Here is a 26760-nt window from a genome sequence, read left to right as displayed (position 1 = left end):
CACGCTGCAAGCGCCACGCTGATTCAACTCATAACAAGTGGCGCTTTTTTATCAAGCTGATGCAAGGACGCATTAATGAACACCAGCAATTTAAACAACTATGAAAATCATAACTGGATGGCTGCCACACCAGCCATTGACACTTTATCGCTTCGTGAACTGACCCTGCCAGGCACTCATAATACAGGCTGCGACCGGGAAGCGTCCTATGCGCTTTTTCCAGGTCCCAACTATCTTGCGTGTCAGGACGTCCCGTTTTTTTCCCAGCTGAGCCGCGGTTCTCGGGCGCTCGATATCCGATTGGTTTACGATGCCGACGCTTCAGGACTTGGCAAATTCCGTTTCCAACATGGCGATTACCTCTCATCCCGCACGCTGGAAGATCTCGTCAGCGAAATAAAAGCTTTTCTCGTAAGAAGCCACGATGAATTCATTGTGCTGGCTTTTCACGAACTGAAAGGTGGCAAAGAGACGTTCGATTTCAAATACTTCAACGAGATGATGCTAAGGCATCTCGGCGACCAGATAATACCTGCCGCAAACCAGTATCTTAGCCTGGGTCAACTCAAGAAAATCAGTCCATTACAACGAGTATTGGTCGCCGCCCCACGGCACTACGATCTGGATTACACAATATTCTGCAAAAAAATCGAACATAAATGGGTCAACCAAAATCTGGTTAATACTGACGACCTGCAAAATTACATCGCCACTGTAATGAATAACCCGCCCGACCAGCGGGAACTTTGGTCGCTTTCCGCAACCTGTTACAGCATAGGCGGCCCCAAAAGAATTCTTGAGTATCTTGATCTGTGGTTTGATCCAGCAAAAAGTAAATGGGCAGAAACATGCAACATCATCAACTTCGACTTTATTAAAGATTCGAGAATCGTTTCTTATTGCCGAACGGCAAACCTGAACAAAGCCGCCAAGAAAATCTAATGATCATCACGCCGAACGCCGAGGGCATCGCTACAACTTGAAGGGACGCCCTACGAAAGTTCCTCTGGTCGCTGTCGTCGACCACCATTCGCTATCGAGCAGCCACGGTCAGTGTCGCAGGCTGGCACAGTGAGCCTGGAAAGAGGCATGATCAACGGGCGATAACAATAAAAGTGCCCTGACATGAGCCGACCAGCCAGAGTTACAGATCCTTCCTACGAATTGATGGACGACCATAACGGGTTGTCCATCATCTATCGCCAGCACGGCTTCCCCTGCCCTTTGGTGCGCTGGCATTTCCACAAGGAATACGAACTGCACCTGATCGTCGCCAGCTCCGGCAAGGTATTCATCGGTGACTACATCGGCAACTTCTATCCGGAAACGCTGTTTCTGACCGGCCCCAACCTGCCCCACAACTGGATCAGCCAAGTGGCTGAAGATGAAGTGGTGCCCAAGCGCGACATGCTGGTCAATTTCACTGACGAACTGTTCGAAAGCGGTCATCAGGTGTTCGCCGAACTCAAGACGCTTGCACCCTTGCTGGAGCGCGCGCAGTACGGCATCGAGTTTCGCTGCAAGCGCACGATCCGCCAGGCCATGACCTTGATGCAGCGCATCGCTGATACCAAGGGCATGACCCGGCTCGGGCATTTTTTCATTCTGTTGGAGTTGCTGGCGGCGTCCGATGACTACCAGTTGCTGTCCGGTGCGACGACGCCGCAATTGGCCGATGAACACAATATCGACCGCACCAACCGGGCGGTGGATTACATCTTTGCCCATTACGCCCGCGAACTGCCGCTGGATGAAGTCGCCGAGCACCTGGGTCTGAAGCCAACCTACTTCAGCCGAGTGTTCAAACAGGCCACGGGGCGCTGCTTCATTGAATTCGTCAATCGCCTGCGCATCAGCAAATCCTGCGAGTTGCTGGCCGATGGCGATAAAACCGTGACCGATGTGTGTTTCGAATCGGGCTTCAACAATATTTCCAACTTCAACCGGCGCTTTCAACAGCTCAAGGGCATGACGCCGTCACACTACCGGCGCTTGGCGGTGCAGCGTTTGACCGAGCAAAACCACGGTTAAAAGCAGGATCAAAAGATCGCAGCCTTCGGCAGCTCCTACAGGTGGAATGCGTACTCCTGTAGGAGCTGCCGAAGGCTGCGATCTTTTGATTTTCGGCCGTATAAACCTGTACGGATTCAATCAGGGTTAACCGCTAAAACACCGTCCTCTGCGCTTCCCGCATTGAACCCCAGTGCAAAAAAGTATCGGTCACAGTGCGATGGATGATTTGTCAGCCCATCGATTGAAGGCTGTAATCAGCGCACATTCTTCCTGCCCAGGAAGACACAAAAACAATAACTGTCCTTCTGTAACCCGCCGGGTGCAGAAAAGGAGTGCATGATGCAACCTTCTGTAAAAGCTCTGCTTGCCCTTACCTGCATGACCCTCAGTAGCGTCAGCCTCGGCGCCCAGACCCTGACCATCGCCACCGTCAACAACAGCGACATGATCCGCATGCAAAAACTCTCGAAAACCTTCGAGGCCGAGCATCCGGACATCAAGCTCAATTGGGTGGTGCTCGAAGAAAACGTCTTGCGCCAACGCCTGACCACCGACATCGCCACCCAGGGCGGGCAGTTCGATGTGTTGACCATCGGCATGTACGAAGCCGCACTCTGGGGCGCCAAGGGTTGGCTGGAACCGATGAAGGACTTGCCGGCCAGTTACGCCCTCGACGACGTGTTCCCTTCAGTCCGTGAAGGCCTTTCGGTCAAGGGCGCGCTCTATGCCCTGCCGTTTTACGCGGAAAGCTCCATCACTTATTACCGCACCGACCTGTTCAAGAACGCCGGGCTAACCATGCCCGAACGCCCTACCTGGACCCAGATCAGCGAATTTGCCAGCAAACTCACCAACAAAGAAAAGGAACAGTACGGCATCTGCCTGCGCGGCAAGGCGGGCTGGGGCGAGAACATGGCGCTGATCACCACCGTCGCCAATGCTTACGGGGCACGCTGGTTCGATGAGCAGTGGAAACCGGAATTCATCAGCCCCGAATGGAAAAACGCGCTGAATTTCTACGTCGACACCATGAAGAAGTCCGGCCCTCCCGGCGCATCAAGCAACGGTTTCAACGAGAACCTGGCGCTGTTCAACAGCGGTAAATGTGCGATCTGGGTCGATGCCAGCGTCGCCGGCTCGTTCGTCACTGACAAGGCTCAAAGCAAGGTCAGCGAACACGTCGGCTTCACCTACGCACCGCATGAAACCACCGACAAAGGTTCCGCCTGGTTGTATTCCTGGGCGCTGGCCATTCCGACCAGTTCCAAGGCCAAGGACGCGGCGAAAACGTTCAGCACCTGGGCCACGTCCAAGGAATACGGTGCGCTGGTCGCGGAAAAAGACGGCATCGCCAACGTGCCGCCAGGCACTCGCGCTTCGACCTACACCGAGGCCTACATGAGTGCCGCGCCGTTCGCCAAGGTGACGCTGGAATCGCTGAAGGCCGCGGACCCGAGTAAACCGTCCCTCAAGCCCGTGCCCTACATCGGCATCCAGCTGGTGACCATTCCTGAGTTCCAGGCCGTGGGCACCCAGGTCGGCAAGCTGTTCTCGGCAGCGCTGATCGGCCAGACCACGGTCGACCAGGCTTTGACCGCTGCCCAGTCAACCACCGAACGTGAGATGAAGCGCGCCGGTTATCCCAAAGTAACCGCGCAATAACAACTGTGGGTGGGTTTGTGTGGCGAGGGAGCTTGCTCCCGCTCGGCTGCGAAGCAGTCGCAAAATTTTTGGGGCCGCTTCGCGACCCAGCGGGAGCAAGCTCCCTCGCCACACAAAGCTGCTCCCACATTGGATTTTCATTTGTCTGTTCTTAATCGGTTTTAACGCCATGAATATTTCAACCGTCAAAGCTCACATGGACATTGCCCAACCGGTGCGTAAAAGCCGGTTGACCAACCCTGGCTGGTTTCTGGTCAGCCCCTCGGTGGCCTTGTTGCTGCTGTGGATGATCGTGCCGCTGGGCATGACCGTTTACTTTTCACTGATTCGCTACAACCTGCTCTACCCCGGTGAAAACCAGTTCGTGGGGCTGGAGAACTTCAGCTACTTTCTGAGTGACTCGGGCTTCCTGCCCGGCGCCACCAACACCCTGTTGCTGGTGGGCAGTGTGTTGCTGATCAGCGTGGTGTTCGGCGTGTTGATCAGCGCGTTGCTGGAGGCCAGTGAGTTTCTCGGTCGCGGCATCGTGCGGGTGATGTTGATCTCGCCGTTCTTCATCATGCCCACCGTCGGTGCGCTGATCTGGAAGAACCTGATCTTTCACCCGGTCTCGGGGATTCTCGCCTACATCTGGAAGCTGTTCGGGGCGCAGCCGGTGGACTGGCTCGCGCATTACCCGCTGCTGTCGATCATCATCATTGTCTCCTGGCAATGGCTGCCCTTCGCGATCCTGATTCTGATGACCGCCATGCAGTCCCTCGACCAGGAGCAGAAAGAAGCCGCGCGCCTGGACGGTGCAGGCCCCATCGCGATTTTCTGGCACCTCACCCTGCCGCACCTGGCCCGGCCGATTGCGGTGGTGGTGATGATCGAAACCATCTTCCTGCTGTCGGTGTTCGCCGAAATCTTCACCACCACCAACGGTGGCCCCGGCTACGCCTCGACCAACCTCGCCTACCTGATCTACAACCAGGCGCTGGTGCAGTTCGACGTCGGCATGGCGTCCGCCGGTGGTTTGATCGCGGTGTTGATTGCCAACGTCGCGGCCATCGTGCTGGTGCGCATGATCGGCAAAAACCTGACAGACAAAGCCTGAGGCCTGCGCCATGACCCTTCAACAATCCCGTCGCCTGCAAAGCCTGCTGCTCGGCACCCTGGCCTGGGCCATCGCGATCCTGGTTTTCTTCCCGATCTTCTGGATGGTGCTGACCAGTTTCAAAACCGAAATCGACGCGTTCGCCACACCGCCACAGTTCATCTTCACGCCGACGCTGGAGAACTACCTGCACATCAACGAGCGCAGCGACTACTTCAGCTTTGCCTGGAACTCGGTAGTGATTTCCTTCAGCGCCACGGCCCTGTGCCTGCTGATCGCGGTGCCGGCGGCCTACTCCATGGCGTTCTACGAAACCCAGCGCACCAAAGGCACGCTGCTGTGGATGCTCTCGACCAAGATGCTGCCACCGGTGGGCGTACTGATGCCAATCTACCTGCTGGCCAAGAGTTTCGGCCTGCTGGACACGCGGATCGCGCTGATCGTGATCTACACGCTGATCAACCTGCCGATCGTGGTCTGGATGATTTACACCTACTTCAAGGACATCCCCAAAGACATCCTTGAAGCCGCACGCCTGGACGGCGCAACCCTGTGGCAGGAAATGGTCCGGGTGTTGCTGCCGATCGCCAAGGGCGGCCTGGCTTCCACGGTTTTGTTGTCATTGATCTTGTGCTGGAACGAGGCGTTCTGGTCGCTGAACCTGACGTCGTCCCAAGCCGCGCCACTGACCGCGTTGATCGCCTCCTACTCGAGTCCTGAAGGTCTGTTCTGGGCCAAGTTATCGGCGGTGTCGACCCTGGCCTGTGCGCCGATTCTGATCTTCGGCTGGATCAGCCAGAAACAACTGGTCCGCGGCCTGTCGTTCGGCGCCGTGAAATGAATCAAAAGCAAAAGATCGCAGCCTGCGGCAGCTCCTACAGGAGCACCGCATCGGCCGGACGTTCCGTGTAGGAGCTGCCGAAGGCTGCGATCTTTTGATCTTAAAAAACAACAATCGGAGGCCCATCATCATGGCCAACCTGAAAATCAAAAATCTGCAAAAAGGCTTCGAAGGTTTTTCCATCATCAAAGGCATTGACCTGGAAGTGAATGACAAGGAATTCGTGGTGTTCGTCGGCCCGTCGGGCTGCGGCAAATCCACCCTGCTGCGACTGATCGCCGGCCTTGAAGAAGTCAGCGGCGGCACCATCGAATTGGATGGCCGCGACATCACCGAAGTCAGCCCGGCCAAGCGCGACCTGGCGATGGTGTTCCAGACTTACGCCCTGTACCCGCATATGAGCGTGCGCAAAAACATGTCGTTCGCCCTGGACCTGGCCGGTGTTGCGAAAGCCGAAGTCGAGAAAAAAGTCGGCGAAGCGGCGCGCATCCTTGAACTCGGGCCGATGCTGGAGCGCAAGCCCAAGCAATTGTCTGGCGGTCAGCGGCAACGCGTGGCCATCGGCCGGGCGATCGTGCGTAACCCGAAAATCTTCCTGTTCGACGAACCGCTGTCCAACCTCGACGCCGCCCTGCGGGTGCAGATGCGCCTGGAACTGTTGCGCCTGCACAAGGAACTGCAAGCCACGATGATCTACGTGACCCACGACCAGGTCGAAGCCATGACCATGGCCGACAAAGTCGTCGTGCTCAATGGCGGCAAGATCGAGCAAGTCGGTTCGCCATTGGACCTGTATCACCAGCCGGCCAACCTGTTTGTCGCAGGCTTCCTCGGCACACCAAAAATGGGCTTCCTCAAGGGCAAAGTCACCCGCGTCGAAAGCCAGCGCTGCGAAGTGCTGCTGGACGCGGGAACCCGCATCACGTTGCCGCTGAGCGGCGCCAACCTGAGCGTCGGCGGCGCGGTGACCCTGGGCATTCGCCCGGAGCATCTGAACCTGGCGCAAACCGGCGACTGCACCTTGCAGGTCACGGCGGACGTTAGCGAACGCCTGGGCAGCGACACGTTCTGCCACGTCCTGACGTCGTCCGGCGAAGCGCTGACCATGCGTGTTCGCGGCGATCTGGCCAGCCGTTATGGCGAAACCCTGAGCCTGCACCTGGATGCCGAACACTGCCATTTATTCGATGCCGACGGCGTGGCGCTGACCCGCCCACTGCGCGCCGCAGCCTGATCCGAGAGCATGCAATGAAACTGAACAGACAGAACCTCAACCGCCTCGCCCCCGAGGTGGCCCTGCCCACCTATACCCTGAGCGATACCCGCCAAGGCATCGCGCACATTGGCGTCGGTGGTTTCCACCGCGCGCATCAGGCGTATTACACCGATGCCTTGATGAATACCGGCGAAGCGCTGGACTGGGCCATTTGCGGGGTCGGCCTGCGCGCCGAAGACCGTCGCGCCCGGAACGATCTCAAAGAGCAGGATTATCTGTTCACCCTGTTGGAACTCGGTGACAGCGACGACGCTGAAGTGCGGGTGATCGGCGCCCTCCGTGACATGCTGCTGGCCGAAGACAGCGCCGAAGCGCTGATCGACAAACTTGCCGATCCAGACATCCGCATCGTCTCGCTGACCATTACCGAAGGCGGCTATTGCATCGATGACAGCAACGGCGAGTTCATGGCGCACCTGCCGCAGATCCAGCATGATCTGGCTCACCCGAACGCACCGCAAACCGTGTTCGGTTTCCTCTGCGCCGCACTGGCCACACGTCGTGCGGCCGGCACGCCCGCCTTCACGCTGATGTCATGCGATAACCTGCCGCATAACGGCGCCGTGACCCGCAAAGCCCTGTTGGCATTCGCCGCCCTGCGCGACGCCGATCTACGCGACTGGATCGAGCGCCACGTCAGCTTCCCCAACGCGATGGTCGACCGCATCACGCCGATGACCAGCACCGAGCATCGTCTGCAACTGGCCGACAAACATGCGGTCGATGACGCTTGGCCGGTGGTCTGCGAACCGTTTGTGCAATGGGTGCTGGAAGACAAATTCGTCAACGGTCGCCCGGCCTGGGAAAAGGTCGGCGTGCAGTTCACCGATGACGTCACGCCGTACGAAGAGATGAAGATCAAACTGCTCAACGGCAGCCATCTGGCGCTGACCTACCTGGGCTTTTTGAAGGGTTACCGCTTCGTTCACGAAACCATGAACGACCCACTGTTCGTGTGCTACATGCGCGCCTACATGGATCTGGACGTGACGCCGCAACTGGCGTCGGTGCCGGGGATCGACCTGACCGAGTACAAAAACACCCTGGTGGCGCGCTTCTCCAACCAGGCGATTGCCGATCAGCTGGAGCGGGTATGTTCGGATGGCTCGTCGAAGTTTCCGAAATTCACCGTGCCGACCATCAACTGCTTGATTGCCGATGGCCAGGAAACCAAGCGTGCGGCGCTGGTGGTGGCGGCCTGGGCGCTGTACCTCAAAGGCGTGGATGAGAATGGCCAGACCTATGCCATTCCGGATCCACGGGCGGCGTTCTGTCAGGCGCTGGTGACCGACGATGCGTTGATCACGCAGCGGTTGTTGGAAGTGGAGGAAATTTTCGGGACGGCGATTCCGAACTCCCCCGAATTTGTCGCTGCGTTCGACTGGTGTTGTAACAGCTTGCGGGAGGTTGGGGTGACGCGGACGCTGGAGCGGGTGCTGGCATAAGCCCTGCGGTGAAACTGCTGGCGTCTTCGCGAGCAAGCCCGCTCCCACAGTAGATCTTCAGCGAATACAGATTTGGTGTTCGACAACAATCCAATGTGGGAGCGAGCTTGCTCGCGAATGGGTTCACCGAGATCGACCTGACACACCAAGGATCTTCCATGGCAAACCAACAATTATTCCTCGGCATCGATTGCGGCACCCAAGGCACCAAAGCCGTGGTGCTCGACGCGCGCAGCGGCGAGGTCCTCGGTCAAGGCGCCGCCGCCCACAGCCTCATCAGCGGTGCCAATGGTCGTCGCGAGCAAGACACCGCCCAATGGCTGGACGCCTTAACCCTGGCCACCCACCATGCATTACTCGCAGCGAATGTAGACGGTCAGGCCATCCTCGGCATCGGTGTTTCCGGCCAGCAGCATGGCTTGGTGATGCTCGACGATCGTGGCCAGGTGCTGCGCCCGGCCAAGCTCTGGTGCGACACCGAGTCGACGCCGGAGAACGATCGCTTGCTCGCCCTTCTAGGCGGCGAAAAAGGCTCCCTGGAGCGCCTCGGCGTAGTCATTGCGCCGGGCTACACCCTGTCCAAACTGCTCTGGACCAAAGAACAGCATCCGGAAGTGTTCGCCCGGATCGCCCGCATTTTGCTGCCCCATGACTACCTCAACTACTGGCTCACCGGGCGCAGTTGCAGCGAGTACGGTGATGCCTCGGGCACCGGGTATTTCAACGTGCGCACCCGCCAATGGGACTTGCAACTGCTGCGCGAAATCGACCCCACCGGGCGCCTGCAAGCTGCGCTTGCGCAACTGATCGACGCCCATCAGCCGGTCGGCACAATCCTGCCGAGTATCGCCGAACATCTGGGCATCAACCCGCAAGCACTGGTCTCCAGCGGCGGTGGCGACAACATGATGGGCGCGATCGGCACCGGCAATATAAAGCCCGGCGCAATCACCATGAGCCTTGGCTCCTCGGGCACGGTTTACGCCTATGCCGAGCAAGCGAAGGTCAGCCCCGATGCCTCGGTCGCGACCTTCTGCTCCTCCAGCGGCGGCTGGCTGCCGCTGATTTGCACGATGAACCTGACCAACGCGACTGGCGCAATTCGCGAGCTGTTCGAACTGGATATCGAGGCGTTCAACGGCTTGGTCGAGCAAGCGCCGATCGGTGCCGACGGTGTGTGCATGCTGCCGTTCCTCAATGGCGAACGCGTCCCCGCCCTGCCCCATGCCAGCGGCAGTCTGCTGGGGCTGACCATGACCAACCTGACCCGGGCCAATCTGTGCCGCGCCGTAGTCGAAGGCACTACCTTCGGTTTGCGTTACGGGCTGGACCTCCTGCGCCAGAATGGCTTACAAAGCCTGCGCATCTGCCTGATCGGCGGCGGTTCGAAGAGTCCGGTGTGGCGACAGATCGTCGCTGACATCATGAATACGCCAGTGATTTGTACCGAACAAAGCGAGGCCGCGGCCCTCGGCGCAGCGATTCAGGCGGCGTGGTGCAAATCCTGGGCAAACGGTCACGAAGACAGTCTGGCGGACTTGTGCGAGCGTTGCGTAAAGCTCGATCTGGCCAGTGAAACCTTACCGATTGCAGAAAATGTGGCGGCCTTTCAGCAGGCCTACGAACGCTATCAACAGCATGTCGCAACCTTTTAAAGAGCGAGAAACTATGTATCTGGTATGTGGCGAAGCGCTGTTCGATTTCTTCAGCGATGACGATGCCAGCGGCCTGGCATCCAAAGTGAATTTCAAGGCGATTGCCGGTGGCTCGCCGTTCAATGTGGCCGTAGGTTTGCGCCGCTTGGGCGTGGACGCCGCGCTATTTGGCGGGCTATCGACCGATTACCTCGGCCGACGTTTGCAGCAAGTGCTGCAGAATGAAGGTGTGCGCCCGGATTACCTCGTGGACTTTGCCGCGCCGACCACCTTGGCGATGGTCGCGGTCGGTGCCAATGGCTCGCCCCACTACAGCTTTCGTGGCGAAGGCTGCGCTGATCGGCAGTTGAGCCTGGCGCATCTGCCGACGCTTGGGCCTGAAGTGCGCGGTTTGCATGTCGGCTCGTTTTCGCTGGTGGTTCAGCCGATTGCCGATACGTTATTGGCATTGGTGCAACGGGAAAGCGGCAAACGCCTGATCAGCCTCGATCCGAACGTGCGCCTCAATCCCGAGCCGAACATCGAGTTGTGGCGCTCGCGGATTGCCACGCTGGTGGAGCTGGCCGACCTGATCAAGGTCAGCGACGAAGACTTGAGTCTGTTGTACCCCGAGCAAGATCCTCAGCGCGTCATCGAGAGCTGGCTGGAATACCGCTGTCAGTTGGTGTTCCTGACCCGTGGCGGCGAAGGCGCAATGGTATTCAGCCGTGCCCACGGTGCGTGGTCGGTGCCGGCCTGTTCGGTGAAGATTGCCGACACCGTAGGTGCCGGGGATACCTTCCAGGCGGCGCTGATTACCTGGCTGACCGAGCAGCAACTGGATTCGATTGAAGGGTTGCAGCAGCTGAGCCGTGAGCAAATTGACGCGATGCTCAGGTTTGCAGTGAGCGCTGCAGCGTTGACCTGTAGCAAGACCGGACCGGATTTGCCGTATCGGCGGCAGTTGAGCTGAAATCCGCCACTACCGCAGGTGCTGGTTTCAGGACCTGCTGGTAGAGATTAAATATTGTTTTGATCTATTTTTTATTTCAATTAAAAATAGGCAGAGAAACTTGAGTCAAATTAAAAGACCAGCGGATATTGACAGTTTCATAGATTATAAAAATTACAAGAAGAGTTATAGCGCTTCCTGATTTGAGTTATTCCAAAAGTCAATTTCTTAAACTCATCCGTCTTCAAACAACACTACTGCTCAAGGCATGACTGATTCTTATCTTATTGAATTATATTAATAAATAGATAATCGCCACCAATACAACCCAGCGCTTACCAGAAGCCAAGGTGCACTCAATAAAAATAACCAGCCCGTTACTTGACCGCTACATGCCTTCGACTAATATCTTTTCCACGCACAGCGCAGGTAAGGAAATTGCTGTGCGGCCATTCTTATACCCACAACAGGAAAAGGAACTCCAACATGGAAAGTGTCGCTATCTCAGCTGCCCAAATAAACTGGAACGGCGGACAACGCATTACGCTCACCGCAGGAGATACAGCCACCTGTACCGCGCTTAGCCCCGGCCAGCTTTATGGCATCTTTATCTATAACTCCGCTCAAAATGACAACAACTCGACTGTCTCCGTGAACTGGAGCAATAGCCAGCCACCCGTATCAATCACAGTTCCTGGCACCACGGCCAATGCAGGCCTGGCATCGTTGGGTTTTGTCTCGGGTACCGATACTCAAACCGTGTCGGTCTCACTGCCTAGCAACGCCGGTAAATCCCAGGTCGAAATCTGGTTGGGAAGTGTCAGTATGCCGACCAATACATCGGGGCTGAGCAATTATCCGCTGCAAGCCGATGGTGAGCAGCATCCGTTCAACAAGTACGCCCGTTACTATGCGGTACCCCCATCGAAATGGATGAACCTGACGATCACCAGCACCATCACACAGTTCCTCTCTTGCCAGTTCCGTGAGGCGCAAGCGACCGTGTTTGTCGTCAATGAGACTTCAAACGGCCTCCTTGCCAATCAGGTGACCAACATTGGGCCTACTGCCAGTGCGGCTGGGAACGTCAAGATCGTTTACTCGCAGATTCAGAGCATCACCAATAATCTGCAAGGCGACGGCACGCAATGGGTGTGGATGGATGCTGACAGCCCGCAAGATTCTCAGAGCGCGACCATATCCTTGCAATCGCTTTGAATTTCCTGGCTGAGTAATAAAAGAAGGCCCCACCCCGTGGGGTCTTCTTTTATTTGGTGAGACGGCCAATCGCCCCAAAAAAGCCTGGCTCTTGGTAACGCTCATCAAACCCTTCACAAACAAAGCTACCCCCACAGGCAGGCCAGCTGGTTGCCGGTTAGCGAAAGACGACAAGGCGCCCAAGCTTGTAGGAACGAGCCGAAGCTCCCGCAGTTTTTTACCGACACGAAACCTCTGTCAGAAACTCCTCACGACAGGCGGCACGCAAGCCGGTTAACCATCGCTTAACCCCACGGTCCAAAGCTTTACTGGACCGCACGCCCTCAGCTCCCTCTGACGCCCAGTGCGGCAGGTTCGACGTTCTTCAGTCGAACTGATTTCCCCTCTGCACTGGAGATTCATCATGAACACGCGAACACTGCTGATAACCACCGCCCTCGCCTGCACCACATTTGCCGGGCTTGCTCAGGCAAACGAGACGTCGTCCTCCCAGGCCGTGCCTTATCATTACGGCATGCAGCTGCAGGTGGCCAAGGTCATTTCCCTGACTGAACCGCAAACCCAGGAATGCAAAGTGGTGACGGCCAACATGAAGTACATCGACAAGTCGGGTAAGCCTGCGGAGATTACGTACCAAAAACTGTCTGACGCGTGCAGCTATCAGAACTGACAATAGGCCTGTTCAGGGTTCTGGGGCTATGCTCTGGCGCTTCCCTCACTGCCGCAAGGATTCGTTCGCTGCCGCGCTTTGTTGAGTTTGCACTGGGTCTGGGGTTTATCCAGACCCGGCGCATATCGGTCGAACCGGGTGAAGCAGGCGGTTAATGGAGTTTTGATTTCGCGATGAACCGTTGCCCATGCGTGTTGAACGCAAGGTCGGTGCGCAACTCGGCTATCAGGTCGTTGATTTCCCTGCATCCATTGAGACGCTGGGCATCTATGCCGGTAACGATCAGATCGAGATGGTCGGTCTCGACGTCCGAATACACCTTGACGGTCATCGACAGGTCCGGCGACAGCGTGCATTGGCAGCGTTTCGGGAGAAAACTGCTCTCAATGATATTGCGTAGTTCCAAGGCAGAAAGAAACATGGCCACCCTCTCGGTTTGTGAGATGCCAATAAAAATCAATGTCGGTCGGAGCTCAAGTCGCCCGTTGTTTTAGCGGAACCTCAGTGTTCCAACGTTCCCAACCGTCTTCTTGTTTCAGCGCTGACTCAGTAAAAGTCGTGGCCAGCTCAAGACAGCTTCAGCATAAAACATGCCCGAGATTTCGCTCTGCGCCTCGTCGGTAAATCAAGGGTTTGGGGGAAATGACAACACATCGCGTCATGCAAAATGCAAGAAAGACCTGTTTCAAGACCTGCATTTTGCAAACACCCCGATGGCGGGTTTGCATTGGGTGAGGACGGCAGTGAGAATGCGGCCCATCCTTTCAGTATCCGCTGACCCCACACACAAGCAAGGAGGCATCATGGGTGCTTTGCCGCTTAACACGACCGTCGGGCTGATAATTGCCCTTCTGTCATCCGTAACCCACGCCGCAACCCTCGAAGACGTCGCACCGTATCCCAAGCCCGAGAGCGGCTTTACCCGCCAGGTCATTCACCTCGCTCCGCAACAACAGGAAGACAGCTATCAGGTCGAAATCCTGGCTGGCAAGACCCTGACCGTCGACTGCAACCGTCAACGCCTGGGCGGCAGGCTCGAAGAGAAAAATCTCGAAGGCTGGGGCTATCCGTTTCATCGGCTGGAAAAAGTCACCGGCCCCATGAGCACGCTGATGGCCTGCCCGGATGGCAAGCGCAAAAAAGAATTCGTGCCAGTCGTCGGAGACGGTTTCAAACTGCGATACAACAGCAAATTGCCGATCGTGCTCTACGTGCCCAAGGACGTCGAAGTGCGCTACCGGATCTGGTCGGCGTCGAACCATGTCGAGAAAGCCGTTCAGGAATGATCGGACTAGCCCTCACGCCGACACGCCGCTCAACGCGGCGCGCTCGGCCACATGCCGCAAACTGTCGAAATTGATGTTCGCTCCGGAATCGATGGCCACCAGGGTCTGACCCCGAGCGCCGGTTCGCGCCACGTACTGCTTGATCCCGGCCACGGCCAGGGCGCCGGAAGGTTCGGTGATCGAGCGGGTATCGTCATAGATGTTCTTGATGGCGGCGCAAAGTTCGTCGTTGCTGACGGTCATTACCTCATCGACGCAAAACCGACAGACCTCGAATCCATGGGCACCGATCTGAGCGACGGCCACGCCATCGGCGAAGGTGCCTACGGTTGGCAGCACAACCCGTTCGCCGGCCTGTAATGCGGCCTGCAAGCAAGCGGAGTGTTCCGATTCAACGCCGATGATGCGGATTTGAGGGTGCAGGTATTTGACATACGCGGCGATGCCGGCGATCAAACCACCGCCGCCCACCGGAACGAAGATCGCATCCAGCGGCCCTTGGTGTTGGCGCAGGATTTCCATGGCGACGGTGCCCTGCCCAGCGATCACGTCCGGGTCGTCGAAGGGCGAGACAAAGGTGCGGCCGGTTTGCTGCGCCAGACTCAGCGCGTATTCCAGGGCAAACGGAAAACTCTCGCCGTGCAGCAGTGCTTCGGCGCCTCGACTGCGCACCCCGTGAACCTTCAATTCCGGCGTCGTGCAGGGCATGACGATGGTTGCGCCGATTCCCAGCTCGCGAGCCGCTAACGCGACGCCTTGGGCATGATTGCCCGCCGAGGCCGTGATTACGCCACGAGCCTTCTGTTCATCGCTCAGGTTGACCAGTTTGTTGTGGGCGCCACGAATCTTGAAGGAAAAGGTCGGTTGCAAGTCTTCGCGCTTGAGCAGGATCTGATTGCCCAACGCCTCGGACAAGGCCGGCGCCGCTTGCAACGGCGTGCGCACGGCAAGTTCGTAAACCGGCGCGGCGAGGATCTTTTTCACGTAGTGCTCAAGCAAGCTCTGCTGGGCGGGGGTGCTGCTCATGGTCGTCTCCTCGGTAACCGGGTTTACGCGGTCGGCGTAGGAGCTGCCGAAGGCTGCGATCTTTGCTTTTTCAAGATCAAAAGATCGCAGCCTTCGGCAGCACCTACACGGGTTGCGTGCGCCCGGTAAGCTCAAAACCCAAGAGACAGAAAGTAAAAACCCGCCTCTAGGGCGGGTTGGGTGCTGCAGTCGTGAGCTAGCCCGCCAAATAAGGAATGGCGGTAATAATGCTTGGCTGGCAGCGCAATACGGTGGATGTCATGGCTGGAAATTAGCCCGACGCTGATGGCAAGTCAATGGCCAATTTTCAAAGGCCGCTGTAGGCTGGCGATTCTGTTCATTGTCCCAAGGAAGGAAACCATGAAGTCTGTCGCCCTGCCCCTCATCGCCCTGATCGCCTTCGCCGGCTACACCCTTTCGGTGATGCTGCTGGCCGAGCAATCGCTGCTCGATTTCGGCATCAGCCTGATGTCGCGGCCCGATACCGCGCAAGTGGTGATCGATTTATACCTGTTGGCGACGCTTGCCGGTATCTGGATGTACAAGGATGCGCGCCAGCGTGGGCAATCGGGGTTGTCGGTGGTTCCCTATCTGGTGGTGACGGCGGTTTTTGTGTCTATCGGGCCGTTGTTGTATCTGGTGGTGCGGGGGCTTCAGGAGCGGAAAAACTCCGTGAGCGCGACTCGGTCTGGTCCGACAGTTGACTAAAGTTTTTAGGCAAGCCCGTTTACTTCAACCCCAACTTGTACAAAACGCCATCGTCCTCATCGGTCAACAAATACAAATAACCATCCGGCCCCTGCCGTACATCACGAATCCGTTTGTTGAGTTCACCCAGCAACCGCTCTTCATGAACAACCTTGTCATCCTTCAATTGCAGGCGAATCAGCTCCTGACTTACCAGCGCCCCGATAAACACGTTGTGCTGCCAATCCTTGAAGCGATCGCTGTCATAGAAGGCCATGCCGCTGAGGCCGGGGGAGTTTTCCCAGACATGGTGCGGGCCCACGGTACCTTCAGCGGTTTCGCCCTTGGCTTCCGGGACCGGCAGGCCAGAATAGTTGATGCCGTGGGTTGCCATCGGCCAGCCGTAATTTTTGCCACGCTCGATGAGGTTGAGCTCGTCGCCGCCCCGTGGGCCGTGCTCGTTTTCCCAGAGCGTGCCGGTCCAGGGATTGAGTGCCGCGCCTTGCGGGTTGCGTTGGCCGTAGGACCAAATTTCCGGGCGAACGCCTTTTTGCCCGACAAAGGGATTGTCTTTCGGCACCTTGCCATCCGGATAGAGCCGCACGATCTTGCCTTGCAGCTTGTCGAGATCTTGCGCCGTGGGCCGGTCGTTATTCTCGCCCAGGGTGATAAACAGATAACCGTCACGGTCGAACACCAGTCGTGAGCCGAAATGATTGCCAACGGAGAGCTTGGGCTCCTGCCGGAAGATCACCCTGAAATCCTTGATCGCCGTCAGGTCTTCCGTCAACCGTCCGCGACCGACCGCCGTGCCGGCCTTACCGCCCTCACCGCCCCCTTCGGCGTAAGACAGATAGACCATGCGGTCTTGCTTGAAATCGGGCGACAACACCACATCGAGCAATCCGCCTTGTCCCTTGGCCCAGACCTGAGGTACGCCATTGAGCGGCCCCGAAAGTTTGCCGTCGGCACTGACCAGGCGCAGGTTACCGGGCCGTTCGGTCACCAGCACCCCTTGGCGGTCAGGCAGAAATGCCAGCGCCCAGGGGTGGTCCAGACCTTTAGCGATCGGCGTGAGCTCAAGGGTGCCCTGCTCACTTTTATAATCCTGTGTTGACGCCGCAAAGACGGGCGCCGTAACTGTTAAAAAGGCGCTGGCACAGAAAGTGGCCAAGAGGATTTTACGCAACATGCACGATTCCTTTTGTCGTCATTAGGGCTGGCAAGACTTCTGTCCTGCCGTTCAACGGTAGTTGCGGTTCGAGTCCCGGGGTGGTGGATTGGGAATGAATTTCGGTTGGCCGGTGGGAGCCTGTCGATCTTGCGGATAGCGATTGCCGATGCCGCCATTATCGAGCGTTGGCGGTCGTGGCACCGGCACCGTATTGGGCCCGCGGATTACCGGGATATTGGGTTGCGTGCCTTGCATGCTGTTGGGATTGGCCCGGCGAATCGGGCTGTTGTAGGGATTGTTGTTTCCCGGCAGGTTCTGCGCCATTAGCAAGGGCGAAGACGACGATGCGGCGTCTGCCAGCGCCAAAGGGCTTAGCCCGCCACTCAATGCCAGCGCGATGACGCCAAGCACACATCGGTTCATGGGGGACCTCTCTAAATGAGTGCGCCATGCTTCATGGATGAATAGAGCCACGCTACGCCCAGGGTTCGGATTTGTTAACTAAAACCTCCCCCACAACATGTAACACGAGTTGACCGAACCGCCGATCCGCCCGCAGGACCGGGCCGCCGCCGACTGAAACTTTTGCCCTTGGCCACAGGTCACCTGAACATCAATCGACTGACGAGAGCACGACGATGGCACGGGCAATCTGGAAAGGCGCAATCAGTTTCGGTCTGGTGCATATCCCCGTGTCGCTGGTCTCGGCGACGTCTTCCCACGGGGTGGATTTCGACTGGCTCGACAGCCGCAGCATGGAACCGGTGGGCTATAAGCGCGTCAACAAAGTCACTGGCAAGGAAGTCACCAAGGAGCACATCGTCAAAGGCGTCCAGTTCGAAAAAGGGCGTTACGTGGTGCTTAGCGAAGAGGAGATTCGCTCGGCCCATCCGGTGTCGACCCAAACCATCGACATCTTTGCCTTTGTCGACAGCGAGCAAATCCCTCTGCAAAACATCGATACGCCTTATTACCTGGCCCCGGACAGACGCGGCGGCAAGGTCTATGCGCTGTTACGCGAAACCCTCAGCCAAACCAACAAGGTCGCCCTGGCCCGCGTAGTTTTGCATACCCGCCAATACCTGGCGGCCCTTATGCCGCTGGAATCAGCCATGGTGCTGGTGAAGCTGCGCTGGCCCGCCGAAGTGCGCAGCCTTGCTCAACTGGAACTGGGCAGTGAAGTGACCAAGCCGGATTTGGCCAAAGGTGAGCTCGATATGGCCAAACGGCTGGTGGAGGACATGAGCGCCGACTGGACGCCTGAGGAGTACCGCGACAGCTTCGAAGACAAGATCATGGCGCTGGTCGAGACGAAGGCTAATGAAGGCAAGATCCAAACCGTTGAAACCGTTACGGGTGAAGAGGAGCGCAAGACGGCCGATGTTATCGATCTGACCGAACTGCTCAAGCGCAGCCTGGGTGGCAAGGGCGGTGGTAAAGCGGCTACTAAAGCCAAATCTACTGCGCAGAAAAAAACCACGAAGCGGTCGAGCGGCTGACCTCTCGGGACATCCATAAGTTTTGCAGGGAAAATACCGGCCTCTTCGCGGGCAAGCCCGCTCCCACATTGGATCTGTGTCGTTCACAGGACCAATGTGGGAGCGGGCTTGCTCGCGAAGGCGTCATACGCCTGAATACAAAACTCAGATCAAAATAAAAATCGCCAGTAACCCGCCAAATACCGCCCATTTCTCCAGGTAGTAGCGAGTACGGTTACGCTTTTTGAGCGCTTTGCCGCGCAGGCGAATCGTGTAGATCCTGGCGAACACGCGGTTGATGCCACCCACCTTGTCGCCTGCATCGTTCGGCGCGCCCGCCGCCGCCATTACCGTGCGGCTGAACCAACGGTTGAACACCGCCGCCCAGCGATACTTCATAGGCCGCTCGATGTCGCAGAACAGAATGATGCGGTTCTGCGCAGTGGTGTTTTCGGCGTAATGAATGAAGGTCTCATCGAACATCACCACTTGACCATCGCGCCAATGGTAGTTCTCACCGTCGACGTTGATGTAGCAACCGGCATCGTTCGGAGTGTCCAGCCCCAAGTGATAACGGTAAGAACCGGCATACGGATCGCGGTGACGGACCAGTTTCGAACCCGGCGGCAGTTCGGCGAACATCGCGGCCTTGATCGAGCCGATGCTTTGCACCAATTCAGTCGTACGCGGGCAGAGCTTTGCGGCGGACGGGTGACTATCGCCATACCATTTGAGGTAGAAACGCTTCCAGCCACTTTTGAAAAACGAGTTGAAACCAACGTCGTCGTACTGATTGGAACGTTTGATCTCCCCAGCCTTGAGCAAATTCTGGCCTTCGGCGCGAATCTCTTCCCAATGAGCCTGCAAAGGGCTCAAGTCGGGAAAATCTGCCGGATTGAGATAAGGCTTGTTGGGCGTTTTGGAGAACAGATAAAGGAAGCAATTGACCGGCGCCAGGAACGTGGAGTGGTCGCTGAGTTGACGGCCTAATTTGTGGCGCACCTTTCCGCGCAAATGCACATATGCGACGGAGATGACATAAACAGCGGCAATGATAAGTTTCACGAAAATCGTCACACGTCAGAAGTGAACAAACTGCGTCCGATGGCGCGTTCTTGAGCCATCCCTCGATGAACGGCACGAGGAAGAAAATGGCATATTAGCCGCACTTTGTAACTAATAGTTAACCTTCAACTGTGAAAATGTGTGCACGCTGAGCGAATGCTAACGCGAACCGCCCTTGCGGTGGTAGCGTCCTGCCACTCCACCATTCGTCGCCTATAAAAACCTGGCACGCAATACGTGCCCCTGTCTGGCTTAGGCCTTGCAAAGGCCGGACGTAGCAGCCCCAGAACGACGTAATTCTGACGCGGCGGCAATTAAATCAACGCTTAGGACTCCAGCGATACGCTTGGTCAGTCACCGGGAGATGTAACGTGTCAACTCTCAATGAAATCGCAGCGAACCACGCGAGAATGGCTAAGGCAAAAGAAGAAGAGTCGACCGGGCTGAGTGAGCGGCACCTTCAAATAGTGGGAAGTTTCGAAATCCCGTCTATCGATGACCAACAACACATTCCACTGCACCTCATTACCGGAGGGCAGGACAACCATCCCGGACATGCCGCTGGTTATTTGCTGTAAATCCCCGACCAGGTCAGTCGCGGCTTGTCGCTGTTCGTTCAGCGCCCAGACGCGCTGCGCCTGGGGAACGTGATTTGGTGCCCACCCTGACCAAGTGCTGGCCATTCAGTAATCCATCTGAAACACACGAGGCCGGGCAAGCGGTGCTGACTTTACCCAGCGCCACGCCAAGTGTCCCGAACACAACACTGAACAAAAATAACATCCAGTCAGCGCTACGCGCCTCGGCCCTGTCCATGATGAACCCTCTTGCAATCAGCCCCGATTTTGCACAAACCGGGGCCCGACCTTGAAGAAGCCTGCGACACGTTATCGCCCACCGTACAACTGCCGTCACACATATGCGACAATATGCGCAATGTCTGGCATGAATCCCGCCTTTTTGCCCAACAGCTTGGACACAACGTTCAGATGCTGCTCTCGACTTATGCGCGCTGGTTGAACTCTAGCGGTGACTGGGAAGAGATGGAGAGAAACTCCAGAATGTCCCAGGAATGGCCCAAGCGCCAAATGCGCAGCTCGCAACCCATTGATAGGTAAAGTAATTGATCTCCACAGCTAACATCACGATGCAGTTCGGCGCCAAGCCGCTATTCGAAAACGTTTCGGTCAAATTCGGCGCTGGCAACCGCTACGGCCTGATCGGCGCCAACGGGTGCGGCAAGTCGACCTTCATGAAAATCCTCGGTGGCGACCTCGAGCCGTCCGGCGGCCAGGTCATGCTCGAGCCGAACGTGCGTCTGGGTAAACTGCGCCAGGATCAATTCGCCTACGAAGAATTTACCGTGATCGACACCGTGATCATGGGTCACGAAGAGCTGTGGAAGGTCAAGGCCGAGCGCGACCGCATCTACTCGCTGCCGGAAATGACCGAAGAAGACGGCATGGCCGTGGCCGAGCTGGAAACCGAATTCGCCGAAATGGACGGCTACACCGCCGAATCCCGCGCCGGTGAATTGCTGTTGGGTCTGGGTATCGGCATCGAGCAGCATTTTGGCCCGATGAGCGAAGTGTCCCCGGGCTGGAAACTGCGCGTGTTGCTGGCGCAGGCACTGTTCTCCGATCCTGAAGTGCTGTTGCTCGACGAACCGACCAACCACCTGGACATCAACACCATCCGCTGGCTGGAAAACATTCTGACCCAGCGCTCCAGTCTGATGATCATCATCTCCCACGACCGTCACTTCCTGAACAGCGTGTGCACCCACATGGCTGACCTGGACTACGGCGAGCTGCGTCTGTTCCCGGGCAACTACGACGAGTACATGACCGTGGCGACCCAGTCCCGCGAGCAACTGCTGTCGGACAACGCCAAGAAGAAGGCGCAGATTTCCGAGCTGCAATCGTTCGTCAGCCGTTTCTCGGCCAACGCCTCGAAAGCCAAACAAGCGACCTCTCGCGCCAAGGCTATCGACAAGATCCAGCTGGCCGAAGTCAAGCCTTCGAGCCGTGTGAGCCCGTTCATTCGTTTCGAACAAACCAAAAAGCTGCACCGTCAGGCGGTCATCGTCGAGGGCATGGCCAAAGGCTTCGACGGCAAGCCGCTGTTCAAGGACTTCAGCTTCCAGGTTGAAGCCGGCGAGCGCGTGGCGATCATCGGCCCGAACGGTATCGGTAAAACCACCCTGCTGCGCACCCTGGTCAACGAACTGACCCCGGATGCCGGTACCGTGAAGTGGACCGAGGCCGCGGAACTGGGCTACTACGCCCAGGACCACGCGCATGACTTCGAAGACGACTGCAACCTGTTCGACTGGATGGGCCAGTGGACCCAGGGCGGCGAGCAACTGGTTCGCGGCACCCTCGGCCGGATGCTGTTCTCCAACGACGAGATCCTCAAGTCAGTCAAGGTCATCTCCGGTGGTGAGCAAGGTCGCATGCTGTTCGGCAAACTGATCCTGCAAAAGCCGAACGTGCTGGTGATGGATGAGCCGACCAACCACTTGGACATGGAATCCATCGAAGCGCTGAACCTGGCGCTGGAGAACTACCCGGGCACGCTGATCTTCGTCAGCCACGACCGTGAGTTCGTATCGTCCCTGGCCACCCGCATCATCGAGTTGAGCGCCAATGGCGTGATCGACTTCAGCGGCACCTACGACGATTACCTGCGTAGTCAGGGTGTGTTGATGTAAGACAGCTGCAAGCTTCAAGTGAAAAGCCCTGTCCTGGTGACGGGGCTTTTTGCATTTTCGTGGCCAGAATGATTGTGGTGCTGAAACCTTCGCGAGCAAGCCCGCTCCCACAGTGGATCGACTGCGTACAGAAGATTGATGACCACTGGAGATCCACTGTGGGAGCGGGCTTGCTCGCGAAGAGGCCCTCAGGAACACACAAAGCTGAAACCCCAGTCATATTCTGCAACCCACATCGTTAGTCTGCTTCCTTTTATTCCACACCCACTCCATGATGCAGTTCTCTTACCGCCGCCCGCGAACGAGCTCTCATGTCTGTGCAGCAACTGCCCCCGCAAAGCTCCATGGCGATCACCCGGCAGATCGTCTCCATCGTTTTCTATACCTTTATTGCCTTCCTCTGCATCGGCCTGCCGATTGCCGTGTTGCCAGGGTATGTCCATGAACAGTTGGGGTTCAGCGCCATCGTGGCGGGGCTGACCATTGGTTCTCAGTACCTGGCCACCCTGCTCAGCCGGCCCATGGCCGGACGTCTGTCGGACAGCATCGGCACCAAGCGGGCGATTGTTTACGGCTTGTCGGGGATTGCGTTGAGCGGCGTGCTGACATGGCTGTCGACCCTGCTGCAAAGTGTGCCGTTGTTGAGCCTGATCATCCTTATCGCTGGCCGCTTGTTGCTGGGCATCGCCCAAGGATTGATTGGGGTCGGCACGATCAGTTGGTGCATGGGCCAGGTCGGTGCCGAGCACACGGCGCGTTCGATTTCCTGGAACGGGATCGCCTCATACGGCGCCATCGCCATCGGTGCACCACTGGGGGTAGTGATGGTCGCTGAACTGGGGTTCGCCAGCCTCGGGATCGCGCTGTCGTTACTGGCCCTGCTGGCGCTGCTGTTGATCCGCAACAAACCTTCGGTGCCGGTGATTCGTGGCGAGCGCTTGCCGTTCTGGGCGGTGTTCGGGCGCATTGCCCCCTTCGGCGCGAGCCTGAGCCTGGCATCCATCGGATACGGCACGCTCACTACCTTTATTACCCTGTATTACCTCAGCCTTGGCTGGACCGGCGCGGCTTATTGCCTGACGGTATTCGGGGTCTGTTTCATTCTGGCGCGGTTACTGTTCATCTCCAGCATCAGCCGTTTCGGCGGCTTCACCTCCGCCATCGCCTGTATGACCATTGAAACCGTGGGGCTGGTCCTGCTGTGGCTGGCGCCCTCGACGGGTTATGCCTTGATCGGCGCTGGGCTGACCGGGTTCGGTCTGTCGCTTGTGTATCCGGCGCTGGGGGTGGAAGCGATCAAGCAAGTGCCCAATTCCAGCCGCGGAGCGGGTTTGAGTGCCTATGCGGTGTTTTTCGATCTGGCACTGGCGATCGCCGGGCCGCTGATGGGCGCAGTGGCGTTGAACCTGGGGTATTCGTGGATTTTCTTTAGTGCGGCAATGTTGTCGATAACCGGACTTGGTTTGACCCTGCTGCTGAAACGCCGAGCGATGGTCTAAGTCTGCCGCATATCCCCTGTGGGAGCGGGCTTGCTCGCGAATGCGGTGTGTCAGCAACATTAATGTCGGCTGACACACCGCATTCGCGAGCAAGCCCGCTCCCACAATGGTTGTTGGTGTCAGGCAATTGCATTACCGATCTTACTGATCCGCGGTCTGCATCCCGGCGCGAGTGGGTTTGCCCAGGGCATGGGCGAAGAATCGTCCGGCTTCGGAAATCATGTTGCGGTGAATGTCCTTGCGGTCGACGCCGTCGGCATCGGTGCACAGTGCCGGCATGGCGGCGATCTGTTCTTCGTTGCATGGCGCCAGGAATACGAAGTGCCCTGCCCCGGCCAGCAACTTGAAGTCCGGTGCGGTAGGCAGTTTGCGTGCAAGTGCTGCGGCGTTTTTGTCGAACGCCACCAGTTTGTCGCCATCACCGCTGTACAGCAGCACCGGCACATGCACATCGGCCAGGGTATGGCGACCGAACTTCAGGCTCAGCGGTGCCATCAGCAACAAGGCATGCACGCGCGGGTCCGCCACTGGCTGCAAATCATCGCGGTCGGCGATCAGTTCGCCTTGCGTGTTGCAGGCATCGTGATCATCCGGGCGCTCCTGGCAATAACGGCGCAGGCGATCCAGATCCGGCGTAGCACCGGACAGGATCAACGCAGTCTCACCGCCCGCCGAATAGCCAATCACCCCGACCTGCCGGGCATTGACGAAAGGCGCGAGCATCCGGTCGCTGAGGGTCGCGGTAATGGCTTCGGAAATCTGGATCGGCCGCCCATAAAGGTTACTCAAGGTGCCGAGGCGGCTGTGGTCTTTGGAGTTGTCGCCGGGATGGATCACCGCCACCACGCCCCACCTTGTTGCCTGACCACAGATGTCAGCCCTCGACTGCATAACCTGGGCCATAAGTCGATAACGCCAGACACAAAAAAACTCCGTACCTGGCCATCACGATGACCAGAATACAGAGTTTCAGGGGTATTGCCCGAGGCTGTTTACGACTTTATGCAAGCCTTACGCAGCGGCGAACAGTTGCTCGCTGATGTGCGCCTGAGCGTCGCTCATGGCTTTGGTGCGCACTTCATCACCGTAGGCCAGGCCATGGGCGCGGACGAACTCGATGTCGGTAATACCCAGGAAGCCGAACAGCACTTTCAAATAATCTTCGTGCGCAACACCGGTTGCCTGACCGGCATGCAGACCACCGGAAGTGGAAACGATCACGACTTTCTTTCCGCCGCACAGGCCTTCAGGGCCGGCTTCGGTGTAGCGGAAAGTCTGGCCGGCCACGGCGATGCGGTCGATCCAGGCCTTGAGTTGGGTCGGAATGGTGAAGTTGTACATCGGCGCGGCAATCACCACGGCATCGGCGGCGATGAATTCGGCCAGGGCTTGCGCGCTCAGATCGGCTTCGTGCTGTTGCGCGGCATTACGCAGCTCTGCGGCAGTGCCGGCGGCAACCAGGGTGGAGGCGGAGAAATGGCTGATGGCATCGGCGGCCAGGTCGCGGTAAGTCACCACAACGCCAGGCTCGGCAGCTTGCCAGGTTTTGACGACTTCGCCGCTCAACTGACGGGAAGCCGAGTTGTCACCCAGAATGCTCGAATCGATATGCAGTAATTTCATGTGGGATCTCCAAGGTGAGGATCGCCACCAGGCGATCTGATGGAGACAATCCTATCGACGAAACCAATGGCTGATTAGTCGCTAACAATGCGATAGTTCGTCCCACAGATAGAACAGTCGAGTATTGAACCCATGCAAGATCTCAACGACCTCTACTATTTCGCCAAAGTGGTCGAAGCCGGTGGCTTTGCTGCCGCCGGGCGTTTGCTGGGGATTCCCAAGTCGCGATTGTCGCGACGCATTGCTGAGCTGGAAGAACGCCTGGCCGCGCGCCTGCTGCAACGCACCACCCGCCAACTCAACCTCACCGCCGTGGGCGAGCGCTACTTGCGCCATTGTCAGGCGATGCTGCTGGAGGCCGAAATGGCCGACGAAGCGGTGGCCAGCATGTCCAGCGAACCCCGGGGGCGTTTGCGAGTGTCCTGCCCCGTAGGGTTGGCCCATCAGATGCTGCCTGGGGTGATCAGTAACTTTCTGGAGAAATTCCCCCAGGTTCAACTGGAAGTCATGCTGCTCAACCGTCGGGTTGACCTGATCAACGAGGGCGTCGACGTTGCCTTGAGAGTGCGGGATCTGGGTGATGAAGATCCATTGCTGGTGACCCGTCGCCTGCGTCAGGCCCAGATGCTGATGGTTGCCAGCCCCGCATTTTTGCGGGGCCATGAAATCAATCATCCCGAAGACCTGAAGAATCTGCCCGTGCTCGGCGCTCTGGAGGCCGATCGCATGGTGCACATCCGCATGCTTGATCAACAGGGCAAGAGTTACGACCTGAGCCTCGAAGCGCGATTGGGCTGCGAAGATTTCATCGTGCGCAAAGCCTGCACCCTCAGCGGCCAGGGCTTTACCATGCTGCCGATGATGTATTGCGAGCAAGAGCTGGAAAACGGTTCACTGGTGCAACTGTTACCCGAGTGGTCATTGCCGGGCGGCTGGCTGCAAGCCGTCTACCCTCATCGACGCGGGGTGATGCCGGCGGTGCGCGCCTGGATCGACCATTTGATCGAATCATTTAATGTTTGTGGGGACAGACTGTTATGAAAGCGGGACGAATGAGCGAAGAGGATGTCGCGCAATACTGCCTGGCGTTGCCCGGTGCGCGAGAGGATTACAAGTGGGGTGGCGTGCGGGTGTTTTCGATTGCCGGGAACAAGATGTTTGCCTTGCAGAACCTGCGAGGGCAGTCCCTGGCTTTCAAGGTCGACAAAGACCTGTTCCTGGGCCATTGCGACCGGCCGGGCATTCACCCGGCGCCGTATCTGGCCCGGGCTCAGTGGATCATCATGGAAACGCCCTACCCGCTGGGCACCGAAGAGTTGCAAGGCTTGCTGCAACGCTCCCACCAATTGGTGGTGAGCAAGTTGCCCAAGCGCACGCAGGTCGGCTTGCTGCTTTAAAGTGC

24 protein-coding genes and 3 pseudogenes are annotated in these 26760 nt (G+C 57.7%); 20 read left to right on the top strand and 7 right to left on the bottom strand.

What is annotated here, in order from left to right; translation table 11 throughout:
- Window positions 1-75: 75 nt before the first annotated feature.
- The 11 genes from ABH909_RS17035 to ABH909_RS16985 all read left to right on the top strand — a co-directional run bounded on the left by ABH909_RS17035 (window position 76) and on the right by ABH909_RS16985 (window position 12807).
- Window positions 76-942 (top strand): phospholipase, encoded by an 867-nt coding sequence (locus ABH909_RS17035; RefSeq protein ID WP_429435243.1) that lies wholly within the window; start codon window positions 76-78, stop codon window positions 940-942.
- Between the two features lie 183 nt (window positions 943-1125).
- Window positions 1126-2031 carry an AraC family transcriptional regulator gene (locus tag ABH909_RS17030; protein WP_429435241.1) on the top strand — a complete coding sequence of 302 codons (906 nt, stop codon included), beginning with the start codon at window positions 1126-1128 and terminating at the stop codon, window positions 2029-2031.
- 321 nt (window positions 2032-2352) lie between these two features.
- Window positions 2353-3675 (top strand): ABC transporter substrate-binding protein, encoded by a 1323-nt coding sequence (locus ABH909_RS17025; RefSeq protein WP_429435238.1) that lies wholly within the window; start codon window positions 2353-2355, stop codon window positions 3673-3675.
- Window positions 3676-3844: 169 nt separating this feature from the next.
- A complete protein-coding gene (locus tag ABH909_RS17020) occupies window positions 3845-4771 on the top strand; it encodes a carbohydrate ABC transporter permease (protein WP_429435235.1) in 927 nt (308 codons plus the stop codon).
- A 10-nt stretch (window positions 4772-4781) separates the two neighbouring features.
- A complete protein-coding gene (locus ABH909_RS17015; RefSeq protein ID WP_192343026.1) occupies window positions 4782-5612 on the top strand; it encodes a carbohydrate ABC transporter permease in 831 nt (276 codons plus the stop codon).
- A gap of 130 nt (window positions 5613-5742) precedes the next feature.
- Window positions 5743-6846, top strand: a complete 1104-nt coding sequence (locus ABH909_RS17010) for an ABC transporter ATP-binding protein (protein WP_218395160.1) — start codon at window positions 5743-5745, stop codon at window positions 6844-6846.
- A 14-nt stretch (window positions 6847-6860) separates the two neighbouring features.
- Window positions 6861-8333: a mannitol dehydrogenase family protein gene (locus ABH909_RS17005; protein WP_429435230.1), complete on the top strand. Its 1473-nt coding sequence runs from the start codon at window positions 6861-6863 to the stop codon at window positions 8331-8333.
- A 158-nt stretch (window positions 8334-8491) separates the two neighbouring features.
- On the top strand, window positions 8492-9988 hold the full coding sequence (xylB, locus tag ABH909_RS17000) for a xylulokinase (protein WP_429435228.1): 1497 nt from the start codon (window positions 8492-8494) through the stop codon (window positions 9986-9988).
- Between the two features lie 13 nt (window positions 9989-10001).
- Window positions 10002-10940, top strand: a complete 939-nt coding sequence (locus tag ABH909_RS16995; protein ID WP_429435225.1) for a carbohydrate kinase family protein — start codon at window positions 10002-10004, stop codon at window positions 10938-10940.
- 465 nt (window positions 10941-11405) lie between these two features.
- Window positions 11406-12137 carry a hypothetical protein gene (locus ABH909_RS16990; RefSeq protein ID WP_429435222.1) on the top strand — a complete coding sequence of 244 codons (732 nt, stop codon included), beginning with the start codon at window positions 11406-11408 and terminating at the stop codon, window positions 12135-12137.
- Window positions 12138-12540: 403 nt separating this feature from the next.
- Window positions 12541-12807 (top strand): DUF2790 domain-containing protein, encoded by a 267-nt coding sequence (locus ABH909_RS16985; protein ID WP_429435219.1) that lies wholly within the window; start codon window positions 12541-12543, stop codon window positions 12805-12807.
- Window positions 12808-12958: 151 nt separating this feature from the next.
- On the opposite strand, the gene ABH909_RS16980 is transcribed toward ABH909_RS16985, so the two are convergent.
- Window positions 12959-13228, bottom strand: a complete 270-nt coding sequence (locus ABH909_RS16980) for a DUF1652 domain-containing protein (RefSeq protein WP_429435216.1) — start codon at window positions 13226-13228, stop codon at window positions 12959-12961.
- 382 nt (window positions 13229-13610) lie between these two features.
- On the opposite strand from ABH909_RS16980, the gene eco reads away from it, so the two are divergent.
- Window positions 13611-14093 (top strand): serine protease inhibitor ecotin, encoded by a 483-nt coding sequence (eco, locus tag ABH909_RS16975; protein ID WP_429435213.1) that lies wholly within the window; start codon window positions 13611-13613, stop codon window positions 14091-14093.
- A gap of 30 nt (window positions 14094-14123) precedes the next feature.
- Here the strand turns inward: eco and ilvA are convergent.
- Window positions 14124-15119 (bottom strand): annotated as a pseudogene (ilvA, locus tag ABH909_RS16970) (threonine ammonia-lyase, biosynthetic); the annotation flags it as partial.
- A gap of 360 nt (window positions 15120-15479) precedes the next feature.
- On the opposite strand from ilvA, the gene ABH909_RS16965 reads away from it, so the two are divergent.
- Window positions 15480-15827 (top strand): DUF2834 domain-containing protein, encoded by a 348-nt coding sequence (locus tag ABH909_RS16965; protein WP_429435210.1) that lies wholly within the window; start codon window positions 15480-15482, stop codon window positions 15825-15827.
- A 19-nt stretch (window positions 15828-15846) separates the two neighbouring features.
- On the opposite strand, the gene ABH909_RS16960 is transcribed toward ABH909_RS16965, so the two are convergent.
- Both ABH909_RS16960 and ABH909_RS16955 read right to left on the bottom strand, forming a co-directional pair.
- Window positions 15847-16998 (bottom strand): PQQ-dependent sugar dehydrogenase, encoded by a 1152-nt coding sequence (locus ABH909_RS16960; protein ID WP_429435207.1) that lies wholly within the window; start codon window positions 16996-16998, stop codon window positions 15847-15849.
- 51 nt (window positions 16999-17049) lie between these two features.
- On the bottom strand, window positions 17050-17403 hold the full coding sequence (locus ABH909_RS16955) for a hypothetical protein (RefSeq protein WP_429435204.1): 354 nt from the start codon (window positions 17401-17403) through the stop codon (window positions 17050-17052).
- Between the two features lie 215 nt (window positions 17404-17618).
- Between ABH909_RS16955 and ABH909_RS16950 the strand changes: the two genes are divergently transcribed.
- Window positions 17619-18479 (top strand): Ku protein, encoded by an 861-nt coding sequence (locus tag ABH909_RS16950; RefSeq protein WP_429435201.1) that lies wholly within the window; start codon window positions 17619-17621, stop codon window positions 18477-18479.
- A gap of 144 nt (window positions 18480-18623) precedes the next feature.
- Here ABH909_RS16950 and lpxO read toward each other — a convergent pair whose 3' ends face one another.
- Window positions 18624-19523 (bottom strand): lipid A hydroxylase LpxO, encoded by a 900-nt coding sequence (gene lpxO, locus ABH909_RS16945; RefSeq protein WP_429435199.1) that lies wholly within the window; start codon window positions 19521-19523, stop codon window positions 18624-18626.
- A 371-nt stretch (window positions 19524-19894) separates the two neighbouring features.
- On the opposite strand from lpxO, the gene ABH909_RS16940 reads away from it, so the two are divergent.
- The 4 genes and pseudogenes from ABH909_RS16940 (at window position 19895) to ABH909_RS16925 (ending at window position 23735) form a co-directional block, all read left to right on the top strand.
- The gene (locus tag ABH909_RS16940; protein ID WP_371317102.1) at window positions 19895-20101 is read left to right on the top strand and encodes a hypothetical protein; all 207 of its coding nucleotides are present in this window, start codon (window positions 19895-19897) and stop codon (window positions 20099-20101) included.
- Between the two features lie 283 nt (window positions 20102-20384).
- Window positions 20385-20641, top strand: a pseudogene (locus tag ABH909_RS16935) (integrase); the annotation flags it as partial.
- Between the two features lie 5 nt (window positions 20642-20646).
- Entirely contained in the window at window positions 20647-22236 is a 1590-nt protein-coding gene (locus ABH909_RS16930; protein WP_429435196.1) for an ABC-F family ATPase, read from the top strand.
- A gap of 311 nt (window positions 22237-22547) precedes the next feature.
- Entirely contained in the window at window positions 22548-23735 is a 1188-nt protein-coding gene (locus tag ABH909_RS16925) for an MFS transporter (RefSeq protein ID WP_429435194.1), read from the top strand.
- A gap of 141 nt (window positions 23736-23876) precedes the next feature.
- On the opposite strand, the pseudogene ABH909_RS16920 reads toward ABH909_RS16925, so the two are convergent.
- Both ABH909_RS16920 and ABH909_RS16915 read right to left on the bottom strand, forming a co-directional pair.
- Window positions 23877-24581 (bottom strand): annotated as a pseudogene (locus ABH909_RS16920) (alpha/beta hydrolase family protein); the annotation flags it as partial.
- 165 nt (window positions 24582-24746) lie between these two features.
- Entirely contained in the window at window positions 24747-25358 is a 612-nt protein-coding gene (locus tag ABH909_RS16915; protein ID WP_429435191.1) for an FMN-dependent NADH-azoreductase, read from the bottom strand.
- A gap of 132 nt (window positions 25359-25490) precedes the next feature.
- On the opposite strand from ABH909_RS16915, the gene ABH909_RS16910 reads away from it, so the two are divergent.
- Both ABH909_RS16910 and ABH909_RS16905 read left to right on the top strand, forming a co-directional pair.
- A complete protein-coding gene (locus tag ABH909_RS16910; RefSeq protein WP_429435188.1) occupies window positions 25491-26399 on the top strand; it encodes a LysR substrate-binding domain-containing protein in 909 nt (302 codons plus the stop codon).
- Window positions 26396-26755: an MmcQ/YjbR family DNA-binding protein gene (locus ABH909_RS16905; protein WP_095630514.1), complete on the top strand. Its 360-nt coding sequence runs from the start codon at window positions 26396-26398 to the stop codon at window positions 26753-26755. The genes ABH909_RS16910 and ABH909_RS16905 overlap by 4 nt, the downstream gene beginning before the upstream one ends.
- The last annotated feature ends 5 nt before the right edge of the window (window positions 26756-26760 follow it).

The sequence above is a fragment of the Pseudomonas sp. BS3782 TE3695 genome, assembly GCF_050435305.1.
Lineage (GTDB): Bacteria > Pseudomonadota > Gammaproteobacteria > Pseudomonadales > Pseudomonadaceae > Aquipseudomonas.
This window is presented reverse-complemented; position numbering and strand designations above follow the sequence as displayed.

What these genes read in the sequence shown, in the direction of transcription:
- ABH909_RS16985 (WP_429435219.1), top strand. Translation starts at nt 12,541, where the DNA reads ATGAACACGCGAACACTGCTGATAACCACCGCCCTCGCCTGCACCACA.
- ABH909_RS17035 (WP_429435243.1), top strand. Translation starts at nt 76, where the DNA reads ATGAACACCAGCAATTTAAACAACTATGAAAATCATAACTGGATGGCT.
- ABH909_RS16915 (WP_429435191.1), bottom strand. Translation starts at nt 25,358, where the DNA reads ATGAAATTACTGCATATCGATTCGAGCATTCTGGGTGACAACTCGGCT.
- ABH909_RS16980 (WP_429435216.1), bottom strand. Translation starts at nt 13,228, where the DNA reads ATGTTTCTTTCTGCCTTGGAACTACGCAATATCATTGAGAGCAGTTTT.
- ABH909_RS16910 (WP_429435188.1), top strand. Translation starts at nt 25,491, where the DNA reads ATGCAAGATCTCAACGACCTCTACTATTTCGCCAAAGTGGTCGAAGCC.
- ABH909_RS16950 (WP_429435201.1), top strand. Translation starts at nt 17,619, where the DNA reads ATGGCACGGGCAATCTGGAAAGGCGCAATCAGTTTCGGTCTGGTGCAT.
- ABH909_RS16995 (WP_429435225.1), top strand. Translation starts at nt 10,002, where the DNA reads ATGTATCTGGTATGTGGCGAAGCGCTGTTCGATTTCTTCAGCGATGAC.
- ABH909_RS17015 (WP_192343026.1), top strand. Translation starts at nt 4,782, where the DNA reads ATGACCCTTCAACAATCCCGTCGCCTGCAAAGCCTGCTGCTCGGCACC.
- ABH909_RS16955 (WP_429435204.1), bottom strand. Translation starts at nt 17,403, where the DNA reads ATGAACCGATGTGTGCTTGGCGTCATCGCGCTGGCATTGAGTGGCGGG.
- ABH909_RS17030 (WP_429435241.1), top strand. Translation starts at nt 1,126, where the DNA reads ATGAGCCGACCAGCCAGAGTTACAGATCCTTCCTACGAATTGATGGAC.
- ABH909_RS17020 (WP_429435235.1), top strand. Translation starts at nt 3,845, where the DNA reads ATGAATATTTCAACCGTCAAAGCTCACATGGACATTGCCCAACCGGTG.
- eco (WP_429435213.1), top strand. Translation starts at nt 13,611, where the DNA reads ATGGGTGCTTTGCCGCTTAACACGACCGTCGGGCTGATAATTGCCCTT.
- ABH909_RS17025 (WP_429435238.1), top strand. Translation starts at nt 2,353, where the DNA reads ATGCAACCTTCTGTAAAAGCTCTGCTTGCCCTTACCTGCATGACCCTC.
- xylB (WP_429435228.1), top strand. Translation starts at nt 8,492, where the DNA reads ATGGCAAACCAACAATTATTCCTCGGCATCGATTGCGGCACCCAAGGC.
- ABH909_RS17010 (WP_218395160.1), top strand. Translation starts at nt 5,743, where the DNA reads ATGGCCAACCTGAAAATCAAAAATCTGCAAAAAGGCTTCGAAGGTTTT.
- ABH909_RS17005 (WP_429435230.1), top strand. Translation starts at nt 6,861, where the DNA reads ATGAAACTGAACAGACAGAACCTCAACCGCCTCGCCCCCGAGGTGGCC.
- ABH909_RS16905 (WP_095630514.1), top strand. Translation starts at nt 26,396, where the DNA reads ATGAAAGCGGGACGAATGAGCGAAGAGGATGTCGCGCAATACTGCCTG.
- ABH909_RS16965 (WP_429435210.1), top strand. Translation starts at nt 15,480, where the DNA reads ATGAAGTCTGTCGCCCTGCCCCTCATCGCCCTGATCGCCTTCGCCGGC.
- ABH909_RS16960 (WP_429435207.1), bottom strand. Translation starts at nt 16,998, where the DNA reads ATGTTGCGTAAAATCCTCTTGGCCACTTTCTGTGCCAGCGCCTTTTTA.
- ABH909_RS16990 (WP_429435222.1), top strand. Translation starts at nt 11,406, where the DNA reads ATGGAAAGTGTCGCTATCTCAGCTGCCCAAATAAACTGGAACGGCGGA.
- ABH909_RS16925 (WP_429435194.1), top strand. Translation starts at nt 22,548, where the DNA reads ATGTCTGTGCAGCAACTGCCCCCGCAAAGCTCCATGGCGATCACCCGG.